Genomic DNA, 20004 nt, shown 5'->3' on the forward strand with positions numbered 1-20004 from the left:
ATCGGCCGTTACGGGATCCTCGGCGCCCCGGCCTACATGCGGCGGGCCGGGGCCCCGGAGGGCGGCGGCGCGTCGACGGCCTCGTGCCATGACATGCCGGTGGCCACGGCTTGGCGCCAGCCGCGGATCGCCTTGGGCGGCATGCCGATCGCCAGGGCCCCCACCAGACGGTCACCGGTACGGTAGGCGACCACGAACCGACGTGCGGTCAACTCACCTTCCACCACGGCGACTTCGTCGTGTCCGCGCAGATGACCGAACGCCTGCACCTTCATGTCGTACTGGTCCGACCAGAAGTACGGCACCGGCGCGAACGGCTTGCGCGCGTCCGGACGGAGCAGATTGCGGGCGGCGGCCATGCCCTGCTCGGCGGCGTTGGTCCGGTGCTCGATCCGCATCGACGTACCGAACAGCGGATTGCGCCAGCGGGCCACGTCCCCGGCCCCGTACACACCCGGCGCGGCGGCACTGTACTCGTCGCACACGAGCCCGTCGGCCACCTTCAGACCGCTGCCCTCCAGCCACTCGGTGTTCGGCAGCGAACCGATCGCCACCAACACCTCGTCGGCCGCGACCAGTTCCCCGTCCGTGAGCCGTACGCCGGTGTCGGACACCTCGGTCACACCGACCCCGGTGCGCAGGTCCACACCGTGGTCCAGATGAGCCCCCGACAGGACCCGTCCCACCTGCTCACCGACCGCGTGGGCCAGCGGAACCGGCGCCGGCTCAAGGAGCGTGACCTCCGCGCCCAACCCCCGCGCCACCGCGGCGGCCTCCGCGCCGAGGAACCCCGCGCCGACGACCACGAGTCGCCGCCCGGGCCCCAGCCGGTCCCTGAGGGCCAGCGCGTCGTCCAGGGTGCGCAGCACATGCGCGTCCCCCTCGCCGGGCAGCCTGCGCGGCCGTACGCCGGTCGCCACGATCAGGCCGTCGTACGGCAGTCTCGCCCCGTCGGCCAGCAGTACCGCGCGCCCGGCGAGGTCGAGGCCGGTCGCGGCGTGCCCCAGACGCAGGTCGAGGTCGAGCACGTCGAGATCGGCGCGGGCGCGCAGCGGCAACCGCTCCGGGCTCCACTCGCCGGAGAGGATCTGCTTGGACAGCGGCGGACGGTCGTAGGGCAGGTGGGCCTCCTCACCGACGAGGGTGAGCGTGCCGTCGTACCCCTCCCGGCGCAGCGTCTCGGCCGCCGCGAGCCCGGCGGCCGAGGCGCCGACGACCAGGATCCGCCTCACTTCTCGACCAGCCGGATCGCCGCGGCCGGGCAGATCGCGACGGCCTCGCGCACACCGTCGAGCAGCTCGGCGCCGGGCTCCTCCGCCAGCAGGATCGCGACGCCGTCGTCCTCCCGCTGGTCGAAGACCTCGGGAGAGGCCATTACGCACTGCCCCGACGCGACGCACTTCGGTTCGTCCAGTTCCACACGCATGATCTTTTCCTTTCGGTCGGTACGGGTCCGCACAGGCCCGTACAGGTCGGTGCGCGGTCGCGGTCGCAGTCGCAAGGGAAGAACTCGCGTCGGGGGGCTCCGTCGGGACAGAGAACGAAGAACGGCGGAAGGGCCGGTACGCATATGCAATCGGACCGGACTGACACGGTCCGGCCAGTTTCCTGACCACAAGCTGACGTGACGCAGATCACCGCCCCGGGCGAGGTCAGTGGCCGAGCCAGTACCCGAAGCCCCTGCGGGTGTGGATCAGCGCGGGACCTTCCCGGTCCACCTTGTGCCGCAGCCGGGAGACGAGCTTCTCGATCGCGTTGTCGGCACGACCCTCGCCCCACACATGACGGCAGATCTGCTCCTTGGACAGCACCCGCTCGGCGTTGACCAGCAGATGCCGCAACAGTCGGTACTCCGCGGGGGTGAGGCCGATCTCCCGCTGGCCGCGCCACGCCTGACAGGTGTCGTCGTCGAGGACCAGGTCTCCGTAGGACGGTCCTTCCCGTACGGGACCGTGGTCGCGCAGCAGCACCTCGGCCCGCGCGAGGACCTCGGCGATCCGGAACGGCTTGGTGACGTAGTCCTCCCCGCCGGCACCGAGTTCGGGGACGAGTCGACCCAGGGTCTGGTAGGCGGTCAGGAAGAGCACCGGGGGGCGATCGGCGGGCGTGAAGCGGCTCCCGCGGGAGAGGCCCTGCAGATCGGGCAGGGTCACGTCGAGGACGACCAGGTCGAAGCGGTGCTCGACGAGGCGCACCATGGCCTCGGCGCCGGTGCTCACCGTGCTGACCCGATAGCCCGCCAACTCCATGGTCGTCGCGAGCAGTTCGGTGGTCTCGGCGTCCTCGACGACAACCAGGACGTGTTGTCCGTCGCCGCGAGCCTGCGACCGATTCTCACTCATGTCGTGGCATGCGCGAGGAAGTCGTCGACCATCCCGTGGAACAGCGTCGCAAGGCGCTGCAGCTCCGCCGGTGTCCACTCCGCCAACGCCATCCGCATGCCCCGCGAGCTCGTGGCACGGATCCGGTCGATCGCGTCCCGGCCGGCCGGGGTCAGCTCGATGCGCTGGGCCCGCCGGTCGTCGGGGTCCGGCGCGCGGCTCACATAGCCCGCCTTCTGCAGTTGCTGCACCTGCCGCGTGACGTGGGACGCCTCCACCTCCAACCGGGCCGCCAGCTCACCGGGACGCATGGGATCGGAGTCGGCCATCTGCCGCAGCAGCGTCACCGCGGCACGGTCCAACCGCAGCCCGGCCATGGCCATCAGGCGATCGTGCTGCCGGACCCGGCTGTTCAGGTACGAGATGCGATTGAGGGCTCGCTCGATCTCGATCACGTCGGACGACGCGGGCGCTCGTGGCACTGGTGTGGGCATATCCCCAAGGTAGCACTACTTGCCTGACTCAAGTAAGTTCCAATGCGCCCGGGCGGGGCACGTCGTCCAGACGATCGAGTACGCCGGGGGTGTCCCCGGCCGTGATCGGCGACCTGAGCGACCCACGCGGGGTGGACGAGGCCGTCGAGACGGCCGTGGAGACCTTCGGGAGCGTGGACGTCCTGGTGAACAACGCCGGGATCATGGACCACCTGGCGTCGAAGGAGGGCATCGTGGGCCTCACCAAATCGCTCGCCGTGCTGTACCGGAGCCGGAGCCAGGGCATCCGCACCAACGCCGCCGGTGGCCGAACCCGAGGAACAGGCCGCCGCCGGCGTCTTCCTCGCCTCCGACGCCGCGCGCAACATCAACGGCGCCGTCCGGCCCGTGGACCACGGCTGGTCCGCCACCTGACGAGCGTCGGGCCGAAGCCGAAGCGGGCGCCAAAGCCGGCGTCGGAGCGGGCGTCAAAGCCGGCGTCCGAGATGCGCGTCCGGCGTTCGTCACCGAAGCCTTGCCGCGCGGACCGGGTTGATGCCGTCCGCGTAGCAAGCGCTCACACAGCGCTACGATGCGCTGGTGGATCAGGGGAAGGCACGTGGCCCGTACGCGAAGACACCGGCCCGGCGAGCGGAGATCGTGCGCGCGGCGCGCGACAGCTTCGCCGAGCGTGGATACGCCCGGGCCTCGCTCCGCGACATCGCCGAGCGGGCCGGCATCACCCACGCCGGTCTCCTGCACCACTTCCGCAGCAAGGACGAGTTGCTCGCCGAGGTGCTCGCCCAGCGCGACACCGAGGAGTGGGAGGAGGGCGTGGCCGAGGTCGACAGTCTGGAAGCGCTCGCGCCCTACCTCGGCACTCTGCTGGTGCGCCACCAGAAGACCCCCGAGCTGATGCGTCTGTGGCTGGAGCTGGCGGCGGCCGCCTCGCGGCCGGAGCACCCCGCGCACGGTTACTTCGTCGAGCGGTACGAGCGCAGCCGCACCCATGTCACGCGGCGCCTGAGGGAGCTGGAGGCGCAGGGGAAGCTGCGGGAGGGCCTCGGCCCGGACAGTGCGGCGACCCTTTTCCAGGCGGTACTCAACGGCCTGCAGGCACAGTGGCTGCTCAACCAGCGCCTCGACATCATCGAACCGCTGAACCGTTTCCTCGACCTGATCCTGGTGGCTGACGACTAGGGCCTGTCCGGCGGATCAGGTCGCAGGAAACGGGCGGTGCTTCATCGACGCTGGTGAGCGGGGCTTGGTGCGTCCAGCTGCAAGGCGGAGGAGGGCGACGACGCGATGGGGGTCCCCCCTGCTCGAGCGAAGCCGAGAGCTAGGGGGAGTCGGCAACCGACGACAACGCCGCAGATGGGCGTGCCCAGCCCCGCGTCTGCGGCATGATCCGCCGGACAGGCCCTAGACCGACGCCCCCGTTCGGCACCGGTGTCCCCCGCGCGCGGCGGGCGTGCACGCCGGACCGCTCGTCATGCTCAGGTAGGACATACCGGCCGTTTGGTACTGCGTTCTCAGTAGCCGGGAGAGTCGGCCGACACATGACGACGGGACGCCCCTGCTCAGGCAAGCTGAAAAGGTTCACCATGGTCACAGCACCCGACAGGAATCCCTCCCGATGAACACCAGCTGGCAGCGGTTCGCCAAGGACCACCCCCGCGTCCTGCAGGTGGCGGTCGTTCTGCTGCTGTTCGTCGCCGCCGCTCTCGGCAGCACCTGGACCAGCGAGGAATCCATCGGCCGGCACATCTCCCCGTGGCCCGGCATTCTCCTGGGCGGCATCGGTGCCCTGGCTCTGATGTGGCACCGCAGGTATCCGCTCACGGTGGTAGCGGTGACCGCGGCCGCCGCCAACGCCGCCAGCGCCCTGGGCTATCTGATCACTCCCCTGCTGCTGGCACCGCTCATGGCCGCGCTGTACTGGCTGGCCCTCCACACCGACCGCAGGACCGCGCGCATCGGCCTGATCGGCACCGCCGCGCTGCTGGTCACGACCGCGCTGCTCGTCAACTCCTATCACCATCCGCTGTCCCTCGTCCTCGCGACGGTCGGCCCCATCTTCTGGGTGCTGGTGCCCATCACCTGGGGCACCGCGACCCGACTGCGGGCCGACTACCTGGAGGCGGTGCACGCCCGCGCGGAGATCGCCGAGCGCACCCGGGAGGAGGAGGCGCGGCACCGGGTGGCCGAGGAGCGCATGCGCATCGCCCGTGAGCTGCACGACGTCGTCGCCCACCACCTCGCACTGGCCAACGCGCAGGCCGGGACGGCCGCCCATCTCCAGCGCACCCATCCCCAGCAAGTGCAGAACATCCTCGACGACCTCGCCGGCACCACCGCATCGGCGCTGCGCGAACTCAAGGCCACCGTCGGACTGCTGCGCCAGACCAACGACCCCGACGCGCCGCTGGAACCCTCCCCGGGCCTGGACCGGCTCGCGGAACTCACGGCCGCGTTCGCGACCGCCGGGCTCAAGGTCGACGTCACCACCGAGGGCGCGGTGCGCCCACTGTCACCAGGAGTGGACCTGACCGCCTTCCGCATCATTCAGGAGGCGCTCACCAACGTCACCAAACACGCTGCCTCGGACACCGCACATGTACGGCTCGTCTACTCCCACCACCGGCTGACCATCACGGTCACCGACGAGGGAGAGAGCACGGTGACCGCCGCTCCGGCCCCGGGCCACGGTTTCGGTCTCATCGGCATGCGTGAGCGCGCCCTGTCCGTGGGCGGCCGGCTCAAGGCCGATCACCGGGCCGGGGGCGGCTTCGAGGTCACCACGGATCTGCCGCTGTACACCCCCGCCCCGGAAGAGGACCGCACCCCATGACCATCAGCGTGCTGCTCGCCGACGACCAGGCCCTGCTCCGGGCGACCTTCCGCATCCTGATCGACTCCTGCCCCGACCTCGAAGTCGTCGACGAAGCCACCAACGGCAAAGAAGCCGTGGACCTCGCCCGCATCCACCGACCCGACATCGTCCTCATGGACATCCGCATGCCCCACACCGACGGCCTCGCCGCCACCGCCACCATCTGCGCCGACCCCGGCCTCGACACCACCCGCGTCCTCATCCTCACCACCTTCGAAATCGACGAATACGTCGCCCAGGCCCTCCGCGCCGGAGCCAGCGGCTTCCTCGGCAAAGACGTCGGCGCCGACGCCCTCCTCGACGCCATCCGCACGGTCGCCGCCGGCGACACCCTCCTCTCCCCCCAAGCCACCCGCACTCTCATCACCCGCTTCCTCACCACCCCCACCCCCAACGCTCCGCTCGCACCCCCCGAAGCCCTCACCACCCTCACCGCCCGCGAACGCGAAGTCATGGCACTCGCCGCCGAGGGCCACTCCAACCACGAAATCGCCGACCAACTCACCGTCAGCCCCCTCACCGTCCGCACCCACATCCACCGCGCCATGACCAAACTCGGCGCCCGTGACCGTGCCCAACTCGTCGTCATCGCCTACCAAACCGGCCTCGTCACCCCCACACCCCCCGCCCCCTGACCCCACACCGCGCCGGGAAGCCACCCCGCCTCGTTCTGTGATAACCCAGAAGGACCACCATCTCTGCGAGAGATGGACCGGGGCATCGGGAGAGGACATGGATCTGCGGCAGATGGAGGTCGTCGTCGCGGTGGCCGAGGAGGGCGGGTTCACCGCCGCGGCGCAGCGGCTGCACGTGGTGCAGTCCGCCGTGTCGAGCACCGTGCGCGCGCTGGAGCGGGAGCTCGGGACCCCGCTGTTCGACCGCACCACGCACCGGGTGTCGCTGACCCCGGCGGGCGAGGCCTTCGTACCGGCCGCGCGGGCGACGTTGCGGGCCGCCGAACAGGCGCGGTCGGCGGTCGACGCCGCGCGGGGACAGCTGCGCGGACGGGTGACGGTCGGCACGATGCAGGGGGTGTGGGCCGACCTGCACCGCCCACTGGCCGCGCTGCGCGCGGAGCATCCGGGAGTGGTGGTGCGGCTGCGGCAGGGGGCCGTGACCGACATCCGCCAGGCGTTGCGCGAGGGCACGGTGGATCTGGCGGTGGTCGCCCTCGACCGTCAGCAGCAGCGCGGTCTTGTGACCCGGCTGCTCGCCCGGGAGGAGATGGTGCTGGTGTCCGCGCCGGGCCGGGTCCTGGGCGGGGCCGGGGCCGGGGCCAGCGGAAGGGTCACGCTCGCCGAAGCGGCCCGGCTGCCGCTGGTGGACTTCACGCCCGGCTGGGCGATCCGCCTCGCCGTCGACCGGGCGTTCCGTGCCGCCGCCGTCGAGCGCGAGTCGACCTTCGAGGTGAACGACATCGTCGCGGCGTCCGAACTCGTCCGCGCCGACCTGGGTGTCTGCGTCATGCCCATCTCGATCGCCGACCGCTTCCCCGACCTGGACAAGCACCGGTTCGACCGGCACGCGCCGAGCTGGAAGGTCATGGTGGTCCAGCCGCGCGGGGAGGCGCCCCCGGCGGTCGCGGCCCTGCTGCGGCACATGGCCTGACGGGCATGGCGTGGGAGGCGGCGCAGGGACGAAGTGGCTCGTCCCCCGGCTCAACCTCTCCCGTCCTGGCGGAGACGACCCGCAAGATCATCGGCGCCATCGACGTCGCTTGACGGGACACGGGGGCCGGAACTCTTCCAACCGGCCCCCCGACCGCTCAAGGTTGCTTCGCGACGTCCTTCACCGAGGTCGGCCCCAACTGCTTGGCGCTGGCGTACTCCGGCATCGTCATGGGCTTGTCGAACAGGAAGAACGACTGGTTCGTGCCGACCGTGAACTCCATGTACGCGCCCGTCGTGGCGTCGAAACCGTAGTAGGCGTTGCAGGTGGAACCCGACGTGTACGTGCCGTCCATGCCGGGCTGCGCGAGGACCGCGACGCCGTTGGAGTAGGACTCCACCCTCTCCGTCGGAGTGAGCATCTTGCAGCGCGGCACGGGCAGGCCCTTCATGATGAAGTACCCGTACTCGCCGTTGGCGTTCTGGATGTAGACGTACGAGAGTTTGCCCCGCTTCCCCCACGTCTTGATCCACTGGTTGATCGCTTCGCGGGTCGGCGAGTACTCCATGCGGCCCGCCGGCTGCTGGGCCACGAGGTGGTCGTAGGTGTCCTGCTTGCGCTGGTTCTCCTTGTCCTGGCTGGAGTCCTCGGTGCAGGACGTCAGAGCCAGGCCCACAACGAGCGCGATGACGGTGGCCAGGGCCATGCGTACGAACTTCTTCATGCGGTGCTGCCCTCTTCCCGGGATGAGATGGGGATCAGTTGGTGCACGTCGTGCGCTCGGCGGTGGCATCCAGCCGGTACGGCAGATCCTTGTCATGGAAGGGCGCGCGGTGCTCCTGGGCGGCCTTCGAGTTGTAGTCGTTGACCGACTCGATCCGGCTGGCCTTCAGCGCGGTGATCGACTGGTCGATCTGCGTCGTGCGAGTCTCCGAAGCGGACTTCCGCTCCTCCTGGAGCACCTGGATCGTCCCTTCGGCGTTCTGCACGGCCTCGCACAGATCGAAGAACTCCTCGTACGTGGTCTGCCGGAACTCACCCGAGCCGACGGTGTTCTCGCGCTTGTCCGCCTCACCGCGGAACGGGGCGGTGATCCACCCCGCGGCGCCGAAGGCGAACGCCCCGATCACGTACAACACCGCCAGGCCGATGACCCCGGCAACGGCCCAAGCCCCTAACCGTGCCCCCTCGCGTACCTGCCCCATGGCCATCCCCCTTCGCAGGTGGCTCCGCGGCGTGGAACCACCCTCCGCGAAGGAGGACACGGCGCCCGGTGAAACGGTTCCGCCGGTAGGAGTGTCAGGAAGGGGTTACCGGTGCGGTCGAGCCGCTCCCGGCGCACGGTCCCGTTCGGCGCGCTTCGCCGATCGTTTCCACGATCACCTGGCGCTTGCGGCCCGCCACCTTCTTGCCCTCGTCGTACCCGCGGCCGCCGGGGTCTCAGCCCATCTCGTTCGGAGATGACTGACATTCGAAATCATCGCCACGTCAGGGGAAGCACGGGGGCTCCGCCGGCGCTGAGGAAACCGTGCGAGCGGCAACGAGGCCGCTCGACCATCACCCAGCGTTTCCCGAACCGCTCCACCGGTTCCCTTCCCGAGAAGGTGCCCGTGTCCGAGTCCCCCGTCCTCAAGTCACCGGGTCAGACCGCCACCGCGCAGGCGGCGCACGGCGTGCCGGGCTGGCTGGTCGCCCTCTTCGCCGTCGCCTCCGGCATGACGGTCGCCAACCTGTACTACGCCCAGCCCCTGCTGTCCTCGCTGCGCGACGTGTTCCATGTCGGCACGGCGGCCGCCGGCGGACTCATCACCCTCACCCAGATCGGCTATGTCCTGGGCATGCTCTTCCTCGTCCCGCTCGGCGACCGGCTGGAGAAGCGCGGACTGATCAGCGTGCTCCTGACGGTCACCACGCTCGCCCTGGTCGCCGCGGGTCTCGCCACCAACTTCCCCATGCTGCTGATCGCCTCCCTGATCAGCGGAGGCACCTCGGTCGTCGCCCAGATACTGATCCCCTTCGCGGCGAGCCTGGCCCCCGACCACGCGCGTGGCCGGATCGTCGGACGGGTGATGAGCGGCCTGCTCACCGGCATACTGCTCTCCCGCACCCTCAGCAGCCTGGTCTCCGACGTGGCGGGCTGGCGGGTGGTGTACCTCGGCTCCGCCGTCCTGATGGCCCTGCTGGCCCTGGCCCTGCGCGCGGCCCTGCCGCAGCACGCGCCGACCACGACCATGCCGTACGCCCATGTCCTGCGCTCCACGCTCCAACTGGTGCGCCGGCACCCCGTGTTGCTGCGTCGGGGTCTCTACCAGGCGGCGATGTTCGGTGCGTTCAGCGCGTTCTGGACCACCGTGTCGTACGTCCTGACCGGCCCCCACTTCCACTACTCCCCCATCGGAGTCGGCCTCTTCGCGCTCGTCGGCGCGGCCGGTGCGGCCGTCGCCCCGTTCGCCGGTCACTGGGCCGACCGCGGGCTCGTCCGTCCCATGACCGGGATCGCCTTCGCCGTCGCGGCCCTGGCCTTCGCGGTCGCGGGCTTCGGTCAGTCCCACATCACGCTGATCGCCCTGGCCGCGATCCTGATCGACACGGCCGTGCAGTCCACCCTGATCCTCGGTCAGCACACCATCTACCAGCTCGACCCGAACGCCCGCGCCCGCCTCAACAGCGCGTTCATCGCGATCTTCTTCGTCGGCGGCGCGCTCGGCTCCCAGCTCGGCTCGATCGCCTACCACGCGGCCGGCTGGACCGCGGTCACCGTCCTGGGCGCCGCCCTGCCGGTGCTGGGCCTGCTCCACTGGACGACGGAACGCCGTACGGCCTGATCAGTGGCCCGGGGAGCGAGTCACGATCCCGCTTCCCCCCGCAGGAAGTTGCTCACCTGACAGGCGAGGCTGTCCCTCGCCGAGTCGGAGCGGGCGGCGGCGTCGACCGAGCCCTCGTAGAGGTCGATGCCGCCGACCCACAGGTACCGGTCGGTCCACTCGTCGTCGACCTTCAGCTGGATCTGGATGTCCACCCGGGACAGGGAGGCGTCCGGGCCCGCGGCGAAGAGGACCGCGGTGGCCCGGCGCAGGGGGTAGACGTCGTAGCCCTCGATGAACTGGGAGTTCCGCCAGTCCAGGAAGGCGCTCTCGCCGTCGGGGCCGACCCGGATGTCCATCTGGCCGTCCTCGAGATGGATGCCGAAGTGCTCGCCACCACGGTTCTCGACGGTCACCCGGCACCGGAAGTAGGTCAGCCCTTCGGCGGCGTCGTCGCGTCCGCGCGGCGGCTCCGCCCGCTCCACCCCATGGACGCGGACGCGCAGGCCGGCGTGCTCGTCGTACTCCTGCCAGTCCCCGACCACGTTCGGTTCGTGCACGGTCCACCTCTCCACCTCAGAGAGCTGTTTCCTATCTGTGCCCTCAACGGGGTGTCAAATGGGCGGAACGCACCGTGGCCAGCGTTTTTGCCCTCCTTGATCGGCGATCAAGCCGTGCCCAGCCAGAACCCGTGTACCTGCCATTGCGGGGACATTTCCGTGCGTGCTGCACATCACGTTCTCAGGCGCCTCGGCGCAGCGTCCGCATCTGCTCGTCGAGGGGGCCGAGGCCGACGTCGCGGCGCCGCTCCTCGAGGGTCTCGGGCCGCCGGATCGGATACGGGCGGAAGGTCGCGGGGTCGACCCGGGTGCCGTAGAACTGGGGCTGGCCCAGTTCGACCGCGCAGTGATCGGCGATGTAGGCGTGGTGCGGGGCGGGGCAGCGGCCGTCCGCGGTGGCCTGGGCGATCAGGTCGCGGCAGCGGAGCTGGAAGTCGAGGTCCGGAGCGTGCAGCAGGATCATCAGGGCCGCGGTCGAGGCGGGCGCGCCGACCAGGTCCGCGGCCGGCCAGCCGTGGCGGCGGACGATCGTCCCGAGGGCGTCGGCATTGGTCCTGCGGCATTCGACGAGGCCGCGCCGGACCTGTGGGGTGGGGTTCGTCCGCGCCTGCCGCATCAGGTGCCGCTCCTCGTCGGCCCGGCGTGAGAGTTCCCGGGCGAGCGCGGCGGCGAGTGCCGGGAGGATCCCCGCGGACGCGGGCCCCGGCTCCACCGGTGCTCCGTCCGGCTCGGTCGGCGTGCCGACCGTGAGGTGCCCCGGTAATCGCTTCATGGCATGCCCCGGAGCGCCAGGGTGAACCACACCTTCTTGCCCGTGGTGCCGGGGTCGGCCGGTGCGACGCCCCAGTCGTCCGTCAGAGCGGCCACGATGGCCAGTCCGCGTCCCGACTCCTCGGCGCCGCCCGGGTCGCGCGGTCGCGGCAGTGCGGACGAACGGTCGGCGACCGTCACACGCAGCTCGTGCCCGATGTGTTCCAGGGTGACGGTGATCGTGTCGCGGGGGCCGGGACTGCCGTGTCTCACCGCGTTGGCGAACAGCTCGTCCGTGGCGAGGACAGCGTTGTCGAGGCACTCGGAGGGCAGGCGCAGAGGGGTGAGGTGCTCGGCGACCATGTCCCGCACGCCGGCCGCGCGCGTGGGTTGGGCGGGGACCGTGGTTCGCACCAGACTGGGGTGCGTCCTGGGCAGCACGGCGGCGTCGTGCCGCGGTGAGGGCGACGGCCCGCGGCGATGAGCCCTGGATGCCGTCATCGGTCCTCCTTCGTTGCAGCGCGGGTGGGGGATGTGCTCGGTGGCTGCCCATGCAGCCAACAGGGCACGGCCCCCCGCCGACCAGGGGGTATCGGGGTTGTCCGGTTGCAGGCACGTAGTGGCATGGGATGTATGTTCGATCAGGTGAGGAACGTGAGCGGGAGCCGGACGCCGGTGCGCCCAGGCGATCCCACCGGGTGGTCGGGGGTGCGCGGCAAGCGCGTCCTGGTCACCGGTGGAACGCGGGGTCTCGGCGAGCAGATCGTGCGGCTGCTCGCCGCCGAAGGGGCCCGGGTGGCGACCTGCGCGCGCGGCGCGGGCGACCTGGCGGCGCTGGCGGCATCGCTGGACTCCCCGCTGTTCACCCAGGCGCTCGACGTCACCGAGCCGGAGCGTCTGGAGGAGTTTGTCGCGGCCATGGCGAATCGTTTCGGCGGGCTCGATGGGGTGGTGGCTTGTGCGGGCGGTTCGCGCGGCGGCCGCTTCGAGGAGACGGACGCCGAGGACTGGGCGGCGACCTGGGAAGTGAACGTCGGCCATGCCGCGCGCCTGGTCCGGGCCGCGGTGCCGCATCTGCGGGCCGCCGGAGGCGGATCGGTCGTGGTGATCTCGTCGATCTCCGGCTGGAAGCCCGGGCCGCCCGTCCAGTACGGGGTGGCGAAGTCCGCCCAGATCCAGTTGGCCGCCTCGCTCGCCCGTGAACTGGGGCCGGACGGAATCCGGGTGAACGCCGTCTCCCCCGGGTCGATGCTCATCCCGGGCAGGCGCTGGGACCGGATGCGCCGGGAGGACCCCGAGGCGTACGCGGGATTCGTGGCGACGGAACTTCCGAGCGGAGCGCCGGTCGCTCCGCAGGAGGTCGCCCGGGTGGTGGCGTTTCTGCTGTCCGACTGGTCGAGCGGTATCTCCGGAGCGCACCTGCCCGTCGACCGCGCCCAGAACGCACCCTCGCCGGACGGCTACTGAGCCGGCCGTTCCTGCCTCAGGGACCCTGCCCGCCCCAAAGACCGCTCTCATCTCAGCGACCGCTCCCGTCCCAGCGACCGCTCCCGCTAAGTCACCCACCGGGCCGACCGCCGCGCTCCCCGTCATGCGACCGCCCCCAGCACCGCACGGGACCTGCGCTCGAACTCCTGCACCATCGGCTCGTGGCGGCGTGGCTCCAGACGGGTACGGAAGTCGCGCAGGGCCTGGATCGACCGTTCACTGTGCACGGTACTGAGAGTGTCCAGCGCTTCGGTGGCCGTGCGGACGGCCTCGTCGAGCCGGTCCTGCTGGAGATGCGCGGTCGCGAGCACCGAGCGGCTGATGGCCTGGCGTCTGCGCCGGTCGGCGTTCGCGCTCAGCGACTCGCTCGCCGTACGTTCGGCCTGGGCGGCGAGCCCCAGGTCACGGAAGCACAGGGCGGCCTCGGCCTGGAGATAGTGGTGGTCGAGATAGCGCACCCAGACGGATTCCTGGTCGGGGCCCCGGCTCATGTCCAGTTGCGCTTCCGCCAGGCGCAGCGCCTCCGAGGCCTCGCACGAGTGCCCCTGCGCGGCATGTCCGCGTGCCGCCATGGCGTACAGGCGCATCAGTCCGAGCGGGCTGCCCGCCCCCTTCGCGGTGGCGACTCCGGCCCGGGCCAGTGCCACCCCCTCGTCGGGGCGGCCGAGGTTGGTGGTCAGATGGGAGAGCCCGGCCAGGATCTGGCCGCCCAGCACCCGGTCGCGCCCCTCGGCGCACAGGCGCAGCCCCTGGGTCATGTACCGCTGCGCGAGCCCGTACTCCCCCGCGTCGTACGAGCTCCAGCCGGCCATCGCGGCGAGGCGCGCGGCTGCGGCGTACAACTGCCGTTGCAGCTGGGGCGGGGTGCCGCGGCGCTGGAGCATGGGGACGACCTCGGTGGAGAGGTAGTGCACGATGCTGGTGCGCACCCCGCCACCGCCGTAGTGGTTGTCCATCTGGTCGAACATGGCGATCATCGCGTGCACCTGCTCGACGGGCCCGCCGCTCGTCACCACCGTCGGGCGGAAGGCCTCCTGCTGCTCCAACAGCCACAGCAGCCACTCGCGTTGGGGGTTCGTCAGCGCGGCGGCGACGAAGGGCACCGAGCCGAGGAGGCTGCGGCGGGAGATGTCGGTGGAGCCCAGTTCGGCCAGGGTGTGCAGGGTTTCCGACACGTCCTCGCCATAGACCAGGGCCCGGCCCGCGACCGGGCGCTGCTGATCGGAGTGGAAGCCGAGGTCCGCGGGCGACACGGCGCGGCCGAGCCTTCCGGAGAGCACGGTGGCGATAAACTCCGGTGTGGTGCCCCGCGGTTGTTGGCCTTGGAGCCAGCGGGTGACCGACGCCTTGTCGTAGTTGGAGTCCGCGCCTTGGCGGCGGCCCAGTTCGTTGACCCTGAGGGCGAGGGACGCGTAGGAGCAACCGGCTTCCTTGAGGGCGACCGCCAGCGCCGAGTTGGCCCCGCCGGGGCCCTTGCCTGCGCTCCTTGATTGTCCGTCGCTCACGGTGGCCACCCAGGTCTCGCCTTACGGTCCGTACGGCTGCGCTCGTATCTGCCGGTCCATCAACTTCGTTACGACACAGCACAGTTGAACGTATGTCGCCAGGGACTGTGCGACAGGTCACTCGGTCACTATGGTCGCCGACAGGCTCAACACGCAACCGGCGTTCTGATAATTTCAGAACGATCCGCATCACCCTGTCTCTGTCAACGACCGCGTGGCACACTGCACGCTGTGATACAGCCGTACCGGGAGGTAGGACGTGAGTGACAACCGCTCGGGCGGCAGCGCACCCACGGTCCTGCGGATGGTTCTCGGCAAGCGACTGAAGCAGCTGAGGGAACAGGCGGGAGTGTCGTTCGAGGAGGCGGCACGGGCGATCGAGGTCACTCCACTGACGGTCCGCCGGATCGAGAAGGCCGAGGTCGGCCTCCGGATCCCCTATGTGAAGGAGTTGCTGCGCACCTACGGGGTGCCGGCGACGGAGATCGACGACTTCCTCGCGCTGGCCCGGGAGGCCAACCAGCCGGGCTGGTGGTACAAGTACCGCGACGTGCTGCCCGAGTGGTTCAGCGCCTACGTGAGCCTGGAGAGCGAAGCCAGCGTCATCCGTCTCTACGAACCCCACTACGTTCCGGGCCTGTTGCAGACGAACGACTACGCCACCGCGCTCATGCGCGTGGGCTTCCCCAACGAGTCGAAGGAGGACGTCGCCCGCCGTGTCGCCCTGCGGACCAGGCGGCAGGACCTGCTCGCCAAGCCGGACGCGCCCGCCATCTGGGCCATCCTCGACGAGACGGTGCTGCGCCGCCCGGTGGGCGGGGCCGAGGTGATGCGGGCCCAGATCGACCGGCTGCACGAGGTCCTGGACATGCCGAAGGTCCGGATCCAGGTCATGCGCTTCGGGGTGGGGGCACACCCCGGCGCCTTCGGCCCGTTCCACCACTTCCGCTTCGGCTTCTCCGAACTGCCCGACGTCATCTACACGGAAAGCCTCGCCGGCGCGGTCTATGTCGACCGGCCCGGCGACGTCGTCACCTATCTCGAAGTACTGGACCGGATGTCCGTGCAGGCGGAACCGGTCGCTCGGACCAGGGCCATCCTGGCCGAATTGCGTAAGGAGTTGTGATCCATGGGATCAAAGGGCCCCATCTACAGTGGCATGCCGGCCGTCGACCTGGGCACCGAGGGCTGGGAGAAGCCCTGGAGCGGTACGAACGGCGGGAGTTGTGTCGAGGCCAAGCGGCTGCCCGACGGCAGTGTGGCCTTCCGCCAGTCCACGGACCCGAACGGGCCCGCGCTGGTGTACACCCGGGACGAGATGATCTCGTTCCTCGAAGGCGCGAAGTCCGGCCAGGCCGACTTCCTCGTCGCCTGACGCGCTCACAGACCGCCTGAGGCCGGGAGAGCCGTCCGCCCCTCGGGCAACCACCGGAGCCGCACCACCACCACGCCGGCACCACCACTACGCCCGCACAACCGGACAACCCGCACGCCCACTCCCGCCGTGCGGGTCGTCCGTTCACACTGAGGGAATCGGTCGTCCCGGAGGGAGCGGTATGCGCACCGGTCCTTGTCGCGAGGTGCGGGGATGATCCTCGGCCAGGCCCTCGCCCAGTGCCGGACCCTGGTCGTCGACGGTCCGGACGGAATCGGCAGAAGCGCCCTGATCGCCGAGCTGGCCCGGCACGGATTCCTGGTCCGGCTCTGCCGCGGGCCCCTCCATCACGTGGACCCCACCCAGCCCTACCGCGAACTCCTGGCGGCGTCGGGCCGGTTGGCCGTCGACGGCAGTCTCGTCCACGAGCTGGTCTACGGACCATTGCGCCGCGGACGCTCCCGGGTGACCTGGATCCAGGCCCTCGACTTCGCCGAAGCGGTGGCGGAACGCGACGGGGCCCTCGTCCACGTGACCGGCGAGACGGACGACACGGAGGCGGTCGACGCGTACGAGCGGGCGCTGCACACCCTCGCGCAGCATGTCCCCGTGGTGACCCTGGAGGCCAAGGACCTCGGCCACCCCATCCGCGGCCCTGCCTGCCGAGCGATCAACTCGAGCCGGGTGAAAGGCAGTTGACGGTAGGTTATTGACAGACCGCGTGACGGAGGCAGGAGACATCCATGGCAGACGACCGGCCCAACCCCGACCAAGAGGCGTTGTCCAAGATCGACACCACGGTACCGCACTCGGCCCGCATCTGGAACTACTGGATGGGTGGGAAGGACAACTACGAGGTCGACCGGATCGCGGGCGACGCCTACCGCGAGGTCGCGCCGAACATCGAGACGATGGCCCGGGCCTCCCGCGAGTACCTGATCCGGACCGTGACCTTCGTCGCCGGTGAGCTCGGCATCCGCCAGTTCCTGGACATCGGCACCGGTCTGCCCTCGTACGACAACACCCACCAGGTCGCCCAGCGGGTGGCGCCCGAGTCGCGCATCGTCTACGTGGACAACGACCCCCTGGTGCTGCGGCACGCCCAGGCGCTGCTGACCAGCACCCCCGAGGGCGTCACCAACTACATCGACGCGGATCTGCACGAGCCCGAGAAGATCGTCGAGGCGGCGAGCCGAATCCTGGACTTCGGCCGGCCCGTCGCCCTGATGCTCATGGGGATCCTCGGTCACATCCAGGACTACGAGGAGGCCAGGTCGATCGTCCGCACCCTCCAGGCCGCCCTGCCTTCCGGCAGCTACTTCGTGCACTACGACAGCACCGACACCGACGCCGCGCTCAAGCAGGCCCAGCAGGGTTACGACGACACGGGCGCCGTCCCCTACGTGCTGCGCAGCCCGGAGCAGATCACCGCGTACTACGAGGGCCTGGAGCTGATCGAACCCGGCATCGTCTCCTGTCCGCTGTGGCGCCCCGAGCCCGGCACCGCGCCGGAGCCCACGGACGTGCACGGCGGGGTGGCCCTCAAGCCGTGATCAGGTGCGCGGCGCCGGTTGGATGTTCTGGTTGAGGCGGAACAGGTTGTCCGGGTCGCGGTCGGCCTTGATACGGGCCAGGCGGGCGTAGTTGTCGCGGTAGCTGGCCCGTACGCGCTCCTGGCCCTCGTCCATCATCATGTTCACGTAGGCCCCGCCCGCGGAGTACGGGTGCAGGGCGTCGGAGTAGTCGACGCTCCACCGCTTGACGCGCTCGGCACCGGCCGGATCGGAGTCCACGCCCGCGTACACGGTCGCCCAGCGTGCGTTCCGGTAGCTCCAGGCTGTGTCCGCCGGTGCGATGTCGTGGACGGCGCCGTCGATCGGGTACAGGTGCATCGTCGATTTCCAGGTCGGCGGTTCGGTGCCGTACCCGAGGTGCGACGCGATCGCCTCGTCGGGGATCTCGTCGACGAAGTCCGCACGCCAGTACCACTGGTCGCCGGGCGGGTAGATCCCGTCGAACGCGGACTGCAGCGCGGGGTACGGCATCGGCGCGGCTCCGTGCAGCAGCGGCTCGGGCACGGCGTCGAGGAGAGGTGCCATCTCCGCGGCCGCCGCCTCGGTGTCGTCACCGACGCGGCACCAGACGACCCCGCAGACCTTGCGCAGATGGATCTCCTCGGGGAACGGCGGGCCGGGCGGCACGGAGCCGAACAGGAAGAAGCCGTTCAGTTCGCGGGGAGCGTCCGGGAGGAAGTCGCGGTAGGCGGTGAGGACTTCGGCGCCGACTTCGACGGGCCAGAAGGTGGGGCCGGCGACGACGGTGCTCACCTCACGCAGCCGGAACAGGAACGAGGTGACGACTCCGAAGTTGCCGCCGCCCCCGCGGATCGCCCAGTACAGGTCGGTGTTCTCCGTGTCGCTCGCGCGCACGCGCTCGCCGCTCGCCAGGACGAGGTCGGCCGCCAGGAGGTTGTCGACCGTCAGCCCGTACTTGCGGGAGAGATGCCCGATGCCGCCGCCCAGGGTGAGGCCGGCGACTCCCGTCGTGGAGATGATGCCGGCGGGTGTGGCCAGGCCGTACTCGTGGGTGGCACGGTCGACCTCGCCCCACACGCAGCCGCCCCCGACCCGTACCGTGCGGGCCCCCGGATCGACCTCGATGTCCTTGAGCGGTGAGAGGTCGAGGACCACGCCGTCGTCGCAGACCCCCAGGCCCGCGCCGTGGTGGCCACCGCCCCGCACGGCGAGCGGGAGGCCGTGGTCGCGGGCGAAGCCGATGACGTAGGAGACGTCCTCGGCGCTGGTGCACCTCGCCACCAAGGCGGGCCGCCGGTCGATCATCGCGTTGTAGACGGTGCGTGCCTCGTCGTACGCGGAGTCGCCGGGTGCGACCAACTGTCCCTTGAATTCCCTCAGTTCCTGGCGCGCTGCCTCTGCCGTCGTGATGGACATACGCCTCCCCCTGCCTGGAGGCCGGTTTCAGGGCACCCGTGTCCGGGGCCTGGCTCCAGTCTCCCTCCGATGGATCCGACGCGCCTGTTCTGCACAACCGCCGGGGCGGGTGGTCCCCGCCCCTCGGTCGTCGTGGTCACGTCACGGCGATCACGGCCTCCGTGTCATGACGGGACACCGCGAGCGCCGGTTCCGGCAACGCCACCTGACGCGGCGTCCGGCGCGCCTCCCGCAGGCTGGGCATGGGCGTGGTCGGGACCAGCGGAGCATGCTCGGCAGCGCGGGCCCGCCAGGAGAACCAGATGATCTTGCCGCCGGCGCCGGTGGCGCAGCAGCCCCAGCCGTCACTGAGGGCGGCGATCTGCGCCAGGCAGCCCTGGGGCTCGTTGTGCGGGCGGAGATCCTGGTCGTTGTCCGAGACCGCGGTGATGAGGTGGGAACCGTTCCACCACATCTCGATGGTGGTGTTCTTGTCCGTCGCGTGCCGGTCGATCGTGTGCAGCAGCGCTTCCGCACAGTGGCAGACGGAATCGACGAGCGTATCCAGGTTCCAGTACCGGAGATGGGCCCCCAATATGCGCTTGACCTGGCCAACCCGCTCCGGGCTGACCTCCACGTCGAGGTGGTAGTAGCAGGGCACTGCAGGTTTCATCTTCGTTGGCTCCTCACGGCGAAGCTCTCGCCTCTCCTCGCCCTTCTCGGACCGAGCCCCGATCACGAAGCGTGAGCACTGATCGCTTTTGAGTCAGTCCCAGAGTGCGAGCACTACTCCGTTCGTGCAACACGAGGGCCCGACTCCGTGTGGTTGAAGAGCCAACAAGACGCTGGGTGCCCGCACAGGCACCATGGGTGAGGGCACCGCCCTCCGTAGTGGGTCGGTGCCCTTCCGTGCACGGCCGTCCGGCATCAGCCGGGTCCCGTGCGCAGTCGCGAGAGTGGAAAGGTGACCGGCCCATGCTGCTTCCTGCCAAAGCCGAGGTCGCCAGGCATCTGGAGCAATACCGGGCCTGGGAACGCCTGTTGCTCGTGGCCCCCGCCGACCACGTGGTGCGGGGCAACTTCGAGAACTCGGGGTACACCCTGTGCGTGCTGATGGGGAAGCGCTGCGCGCGGGAGGCGGTGGACGCCGCCGAGCAGTATCTGCGGGACGAGGCACCGGCTGCCGCGCTGTCGTCGATGACGGTGGCGCACGGCGCGCGGGGCTCTCAGCTCTCCCAGGGGCCTCAGGGGCGGGGAGCGGGTCGAGCGGTCGGCAGGCGTCCCTGAGACGGACCGT

General features: G+C 70.4%; 24 protein-coding genes. 12 read left to right on the forward strand and 12 right to left on the reverse strand.

What is annotated here, in order from left to right; translation table 11 throughout:
• Nucleotides 1-32: 32 nt before the first annotated feature.
• The 4 genes from OG798_RS06585 to OG798_RS06600 form a co-directional block, all read right to left on the reverse strand.
• On the reverse strand, nt 33-1232 hold the full coding sequence (locus tag OG798_RS06585) for an NAD(P)/FAD-dependent oxidoreductase (RefSeq protein WP_328756573.1): 1200 nt from the start codon (nt 1230-1232) through the stop codon (nt 33-35).
• On the reverse strand, nt 1229-1426 hold the full coding sequence (locus tag OG798_RS06590) for a ferredoxin (RefSeq protein ID WP_054235675.1): 198 nt from the start codon (nt 1424-1426) through the stop codon (nt 1229-1231). The genes OG798_RS06585 and OG798_RS06590 overlap by 4 nt, the downstream gene beginning before the upstream one ends.
• Nucleotides 1427-1652: 226 nt before the next feature.
• Nucleotides 1653-2342, reverse strand: a complete 690-nt coding sequence (locus OG798_RS06595) for a response regulator transcription factor (RefSeq protein WP_328756577.1) — start codon at nt 2340-2342, stop codon at nt 1653-1655.
• Nucleotides 2339-2815, reverse strand: coding sequence for a MarR family winged helix-turn-helix transcriptional regulator (locus OG798_RS06600; protein WP_095856628.1), 477 nt, complete (start codon nt 2813-2815; stop codon nt 2339-2341). Before OG798_RS06600 ends, OG798_RS06595 begins: the two co-directional genes overlap by 4 nt.
• A gap of 303 nt (nt 2816-3118) precedes the next feature.
• Here OG798_RS06600 and OG798_RS56465 point away from each other — a divergent pair, with 303 nt between their 5' ends.
• The 5 genes from OG798_RS56465 (at nt 3119) to OG798_RS06625 (ending at nt 7295) form a co-directional block, all read left to right on the forward strand.
• Nucleotides 3119-3229, forward strand: a complete 111-nt coding sequence (locus OG798_RS56465) for a hypothetical protein (RefSeq protein WP_413253510.1) — start codon at nt 3119-3121, stop codon at nt 3227-3229.
• A gap of 165 nt (nt 3230-3394) precedes the next feature.
• Nucleotides 3395-3994, forward strand: a complete 600-nt coding sequence (locus OG798_RS06610) for a TetR/AcrR family transcriptional regulator (RefSeq protein ID WP_095856627.1) — start codon at nt 3395-3397, stop codon at nt 3992-3994.
• A gap of 436 nt (nt 3995-4430) precedes the next feature.
• On the forward strand, nt 4431-5645 hold the full coding sequence (locus tag OG798_RS06615) for a sensor histidine kinase (RefSeq protein WP_121417450.1): 1215 nt from the start codon (nt 4431-4433) through the stop codon (nt 5643-5645).
• Complete coding sequence (locus OG798_RS06620) at nt 5642-6322, forward strand: response regulator transcription factor (RefSeq protein ID WP_097226854.1); 681 nt, start codon at nt 5642-5644, stop codon at nt 6320-6322. The genes OG798_RS06615 and OG798_RS06620 overlap by 4 nt, the downstream gene beginning before the upstream one ends.
• A 97-nt stretch (nt 6323-6419) precedes the next feature.
• A complete protein-coding gene (locus tag OG798_RS06625; protein ID WP_121417449.1) occupies nt 6420-7295 on the forward strand; it encodes a LysR family transcriptional regulator in 876 nt (291 codons plus the stop codon).
• Between the two features lie 157 nt (nt 7296-7452).
• Here the strand turns inward: OG798_RS06625 and OG798_RS06630 are convergent, their stop codons facing one another.
• Complete coding sequence (locus OG798_RS06630) at nt 7453-8019, reverse strand: hypothetical protein (RefSeq protein WP_095856623.1); 567 nt, start codon at nt 8017-8019, stop codon at nt 7453-7455.
• 34 nt (nt 8020-8053) lie between these two features.
• Complete coding sequence (locus tag OG798_RS06635) at nt 8054-8506, reverse strand: hypothetical protein (RefSeq protein ID WP_095856622.1); 453 nt, start codon at nt 8504-8506, stop codon at nt 8054-8056.
• Between the two features lie 462 nt (nt 8507-8968).
• Here OG798_RS06635 and OG798_RS06640 point away from each other — a divergent pair, with 462 nt between their 5' ends.
• On the forward strand, nt 8969-10120 hold the full coding sequence (locus tag OG798_RS06640; protein WP_220789017.1) for an MFS transporter: 1152 nt from the start codon (nt 8969-8971) through the stop codon (nt 10118-10120).
• A gap of 20 nt (nt 10121-10140) precedes the next feature.
• Here the strand turns inward: OG798_RS06640 and OG798_RS06645 are convergent, their stop codons facing one another.
• From OG798_RS06645 to OG798_RS06655, 3 genes are all read right to left on the reverse strand, one after another.
• Nucleotides 10141-10659 carry a hypothetical protein gene (locus tag OG798_RS06645; protein ID WP_054229268.1) on the reverse strand — a complete coding sequence of 173 codons (519 nt, stop codon included), beginning with the start codon at nt 10657-10659 and terminating at the stop codon, nt 10141-10143.
• Between the two features lie 181 nt (nt 10660-10840).
• The gene (locus tag OG798_RS06650; protein ID WP_257039547.1) at nt 10841-11431 is read right to left on the reverse strand and encodes a DUF6624 domain-containing protein; all 591 of its coding nucleotides are present in this window, start codon (nt 11429-11431) and stop codon (nt 10841-10843) included.
• Nucleotides 11428-11910: an ATP-binding protein gene (locus OG798_RS06655; RefSeq protein WP_095856621.1), complete on the reverse strand. Its 483-nt coding sequence runs from the start codon at nt 11908-11910 to the stop codon at nt 11428-11430. Before OG798_RS06655 ends, OG798_RS06650 begins: the two co-directional genes overlap by 4 nt.
• 153 nt (nt 11911-12063) lie before the next feature.
• Between OG798_RS06655 and OG798_RS06660 the strand changes: the two genes are divergently transcribed.
• Complete coding sequence (locus tag OG798_RS06660; RefSeq protein WP_257017017.1) at nt 12064-12876, forward strand: SDR family NAD(P)-dependent oxidoreductase; 813 nt, start codon at nt 12064-12066, stop codon at nt 12874-12876.
• Nucleotides 12877-12998: 122 nt separating this feature from the next.
• Here OG798_RS06660 and OG798_RS06665 read toward each other — a convergent pair whose 3' ends face one another.
• A complete protein-coding gene (locus OG798_RS06665) occupies nt 12999-14411 on the reverse strand; it encodes a hypothetical protein (RefSeq protein WP_328756586.1) in 1413 nt (470 codons plus the stop codon).
• Between the two features lie 295 nt (nt 14412-14706).
• Here OG798_RS06665 and OG798_RS06670 point away from each other — a divergent pair, with 295 nt between their 5' ends.
• The 4 genes from OG798_RS06670 (at nt 14707) to OG798_RS06685 (ending at nt 17330) form a co-directional block, all read left to right on the forward strand.
• Nucleotides 14707-15528, forward strand: a complete 822-nt coding sequence (locus tag OG798_RS06670; protein WP_097227732.1) for a helix-turn-helix domain-containing protein — start codon at nt 14707-14709, stop codon at nt 15526-15528.
• Nucleotides 15529-15531: 3 nt separating this feature from the next.
• A complete protein-coding gene (locus OG798_RS06675) occupies nt 15532-15777 on the forward strand; it encodes a DUF397 domain-containing protein (RefSeq protein WP_097226850.1) in 246 nt (81 codons plus the stop codon).
• Nucleotides 15778-15990: 213 nt separating this feature from the next.
• Nucleotides 15991-16476: a hypothetical protein gene (locus OG798_RS06680; protein ID WP_328756590.1), complete on the forward strand. Its 486-nt coding sequence runs from the start codon at nt 15991-15993 to the stop codon at nt 16474-16476.
• A 44-nt stretch (nt 16477-16520) separates the two neighbouring features.
• Nucleotides 16521-17330: an SAM-dependent methyltransferase gene (locus OG798_RS06685; protein WP_095856616.1), complete on the forward strand. Its 810-nt coding sequence runs from the start codon at nt 16521-16523 to the stop codon at nt 17328-17330.
• On the opposite strand, the gene OG798_RS06690 is transcribed toward OG798_RS06685, so the two are convergent.
• The gene (locus OG798_RS06690; RefSeq protein WP_267060646.1) at nt 17331-18728 is read right to left on the reverse strand and encodes an FAD-binding oxidoreductase; all 1398 of its coding nucleotides are present in this window, start codon (nt 18726-18728) and stop codon (nt 17331-17333) included.
• 136 nt (nt 18729-18864) lie between these two features.
• On the reverse strand, nt 18865-19380 hold the full coding sequence (locus OG798_RS06695; RefSeq protein WP_054229265.1) for a hypothetical protein: 516 nt from the start codon (nt 19378-19380) through the stop codon (nt 18865-18867).
• 302 nt (nt 19381-19682) lie between these two features.
• Between OG798_RS06695 and OG798_RS06700 the strand changes: the two genes are divergently transcribed.
• Nucleotides 19683-19994 (forward strand): DUF5133 domain-containing protein, encoded by a 312-nt coding sequence (locus tag OG798_RS06700; protein WP_095856614.1) that lies wholly within the window; start codon nt 19683-19685, stop codon nt 19992-19994.
• Nucleotides 19995-20004 lie beyond the last annotated feature (10 nt).

Origin of the sequence: Streptomyces sp. NBC_00271, from assembly GCF_036178845.1 — a bacterium.
In the GTDB taxonomy this organism is placed as follows: domain Bacteria; phylum Actinomycetota; class Actinomycetes; order Streptomycetales; family Streptomycetaceae; genus Streptomyces.

What these genes read in the sequence shown, in the direction of transcription:
- OG798_RS06590 (WP_054235675.1), bottom strand. Translation starts at nt 1,426, where the DNA reads ATGCGTGTGGAACTGGACGAACCGAAGTGCGTCGCGTCGGGGCAGTGC.
- OG798_RS06595 (WP_328756577.1), bottom strand. Translation starts at nt 2,342, where the DNA reads ATGAGTGAGAATCGGTCGCAGGCTCGCGGCGACGGACAACACGTCCTG.
- OG798_RS06600 (WP_095856628.1), bottom strand. Translation starts at nt 2,815, where the DNA reads ATGCCCACACCAGTGCCACGAGCGCCCGCGTCGTCCGACGTGATCGAG.
- OG798_RS06615 (WP_121417450.1), top strand. Translation starts at nt 4,431, where the DNA reads ATGAACACCAGCTGGCAGCGGTTCGCCAAGGACCACCCCCGCGTCCTG.
- OG798_RS06620 (WP_097226854.1), top strand. Translation starts at nt 5,642, where the DNA reads ATGACCATCAGCGTGCTGCTCGCCGACGACCAGGCCCTGCTCCGGGCG.
- OG798_RS06625 (WP_121417449.1), top strand. Translation starts at nt 6,420, where the DNA reads ATGGATCTGCGGCAGATGGAGGTCGTCGTCGCGGTGGCCGAGGAGGGC.
- OG798_RS06630 (WP_095856623.1), bottom strand. Translation starts at nt 8,019, where the DNA reads ATGAAGAAGTTCGTACGCATGGCCCTGGCCACCGTCATCGCGCTCGTT.
- OG798_RS06635 (WP_095856622.1), bottom strand. Translation starts at nt 8,506, where the DNA reads ATGGCCATGGGGCAGGTACGCGAGGGGGCACGGTTAGGGGCTTGGGCC.
- OG798_RS06650 (WP_257039547.1), bottom strand. Translation starts at nt 11,431, where the DNA reads ATGAAGCGATTACCGGGGCACCTCACGGTCGGCACGCCGACCGAGCCG.
- OG798_RS06655 (WP_095856621.1), bottom strand. Translation starts at nt 11,910, where the DNA reads ATGACGGCATCCAGGGCTCATCGCCGCGGGCCGTCGCCCTCACCGCGG.
- OG798_RS06670 (WP_097227732.1), top strand. Translation starts at nt 14,707, where the DNA reads ATGGTTCTCGGCAAGCGACTGAAGCAGCTGAGGGAACAGGCGGGAGTG.
- OG798_RS06675 (WP_097226850.1), top strand. Translation starts at nt 15,532, where the DNA reads ATGGGATCAAAGGGCCCCATCTACAGTGGCATGCCGGCCGTCGACCTG.
- OG798_RS06680 (WP_328756590.1), top strand. Translation starts at nt 15,991, where the DNA reads ATGATCCTCGGCCAGGCCCTCGCCCAGTGCCGGACCCTGGTCGTCGAC.
- OG798_RS06685 (WP_095856616.1), top strand. Translation starts at nt 16,521, where the DNA reads ATGGCAGACGACCGGCCCAACCCCGACCAAGAGGCGTTGTCCAAGATC.
- OG798_RS06690 (WP_267060646.1), bottom strand. Translation starts at nt 18,728, where the DNA reads ATGTCCATCACGACGGCAGAGGCAGCGCGCCAGGAACTGAGGGAATTC.
- OG798_RS06695 (WP_054229265.1), bottom strand. Translation starts at nt 19,380, where the DNA reads ATGAAACCTGCAGTGCCCTGCTACTACCACCTCGACGTGGAGGTCAGC.
- OG798_RS06700 (WP_095856614.1), top strand. Translation starts at nt 19,683, where the DNA reads ATGCTGCTTCCTGCCAAAGCCGAGGTCGCCAGGCATCTGGAGCAATAC.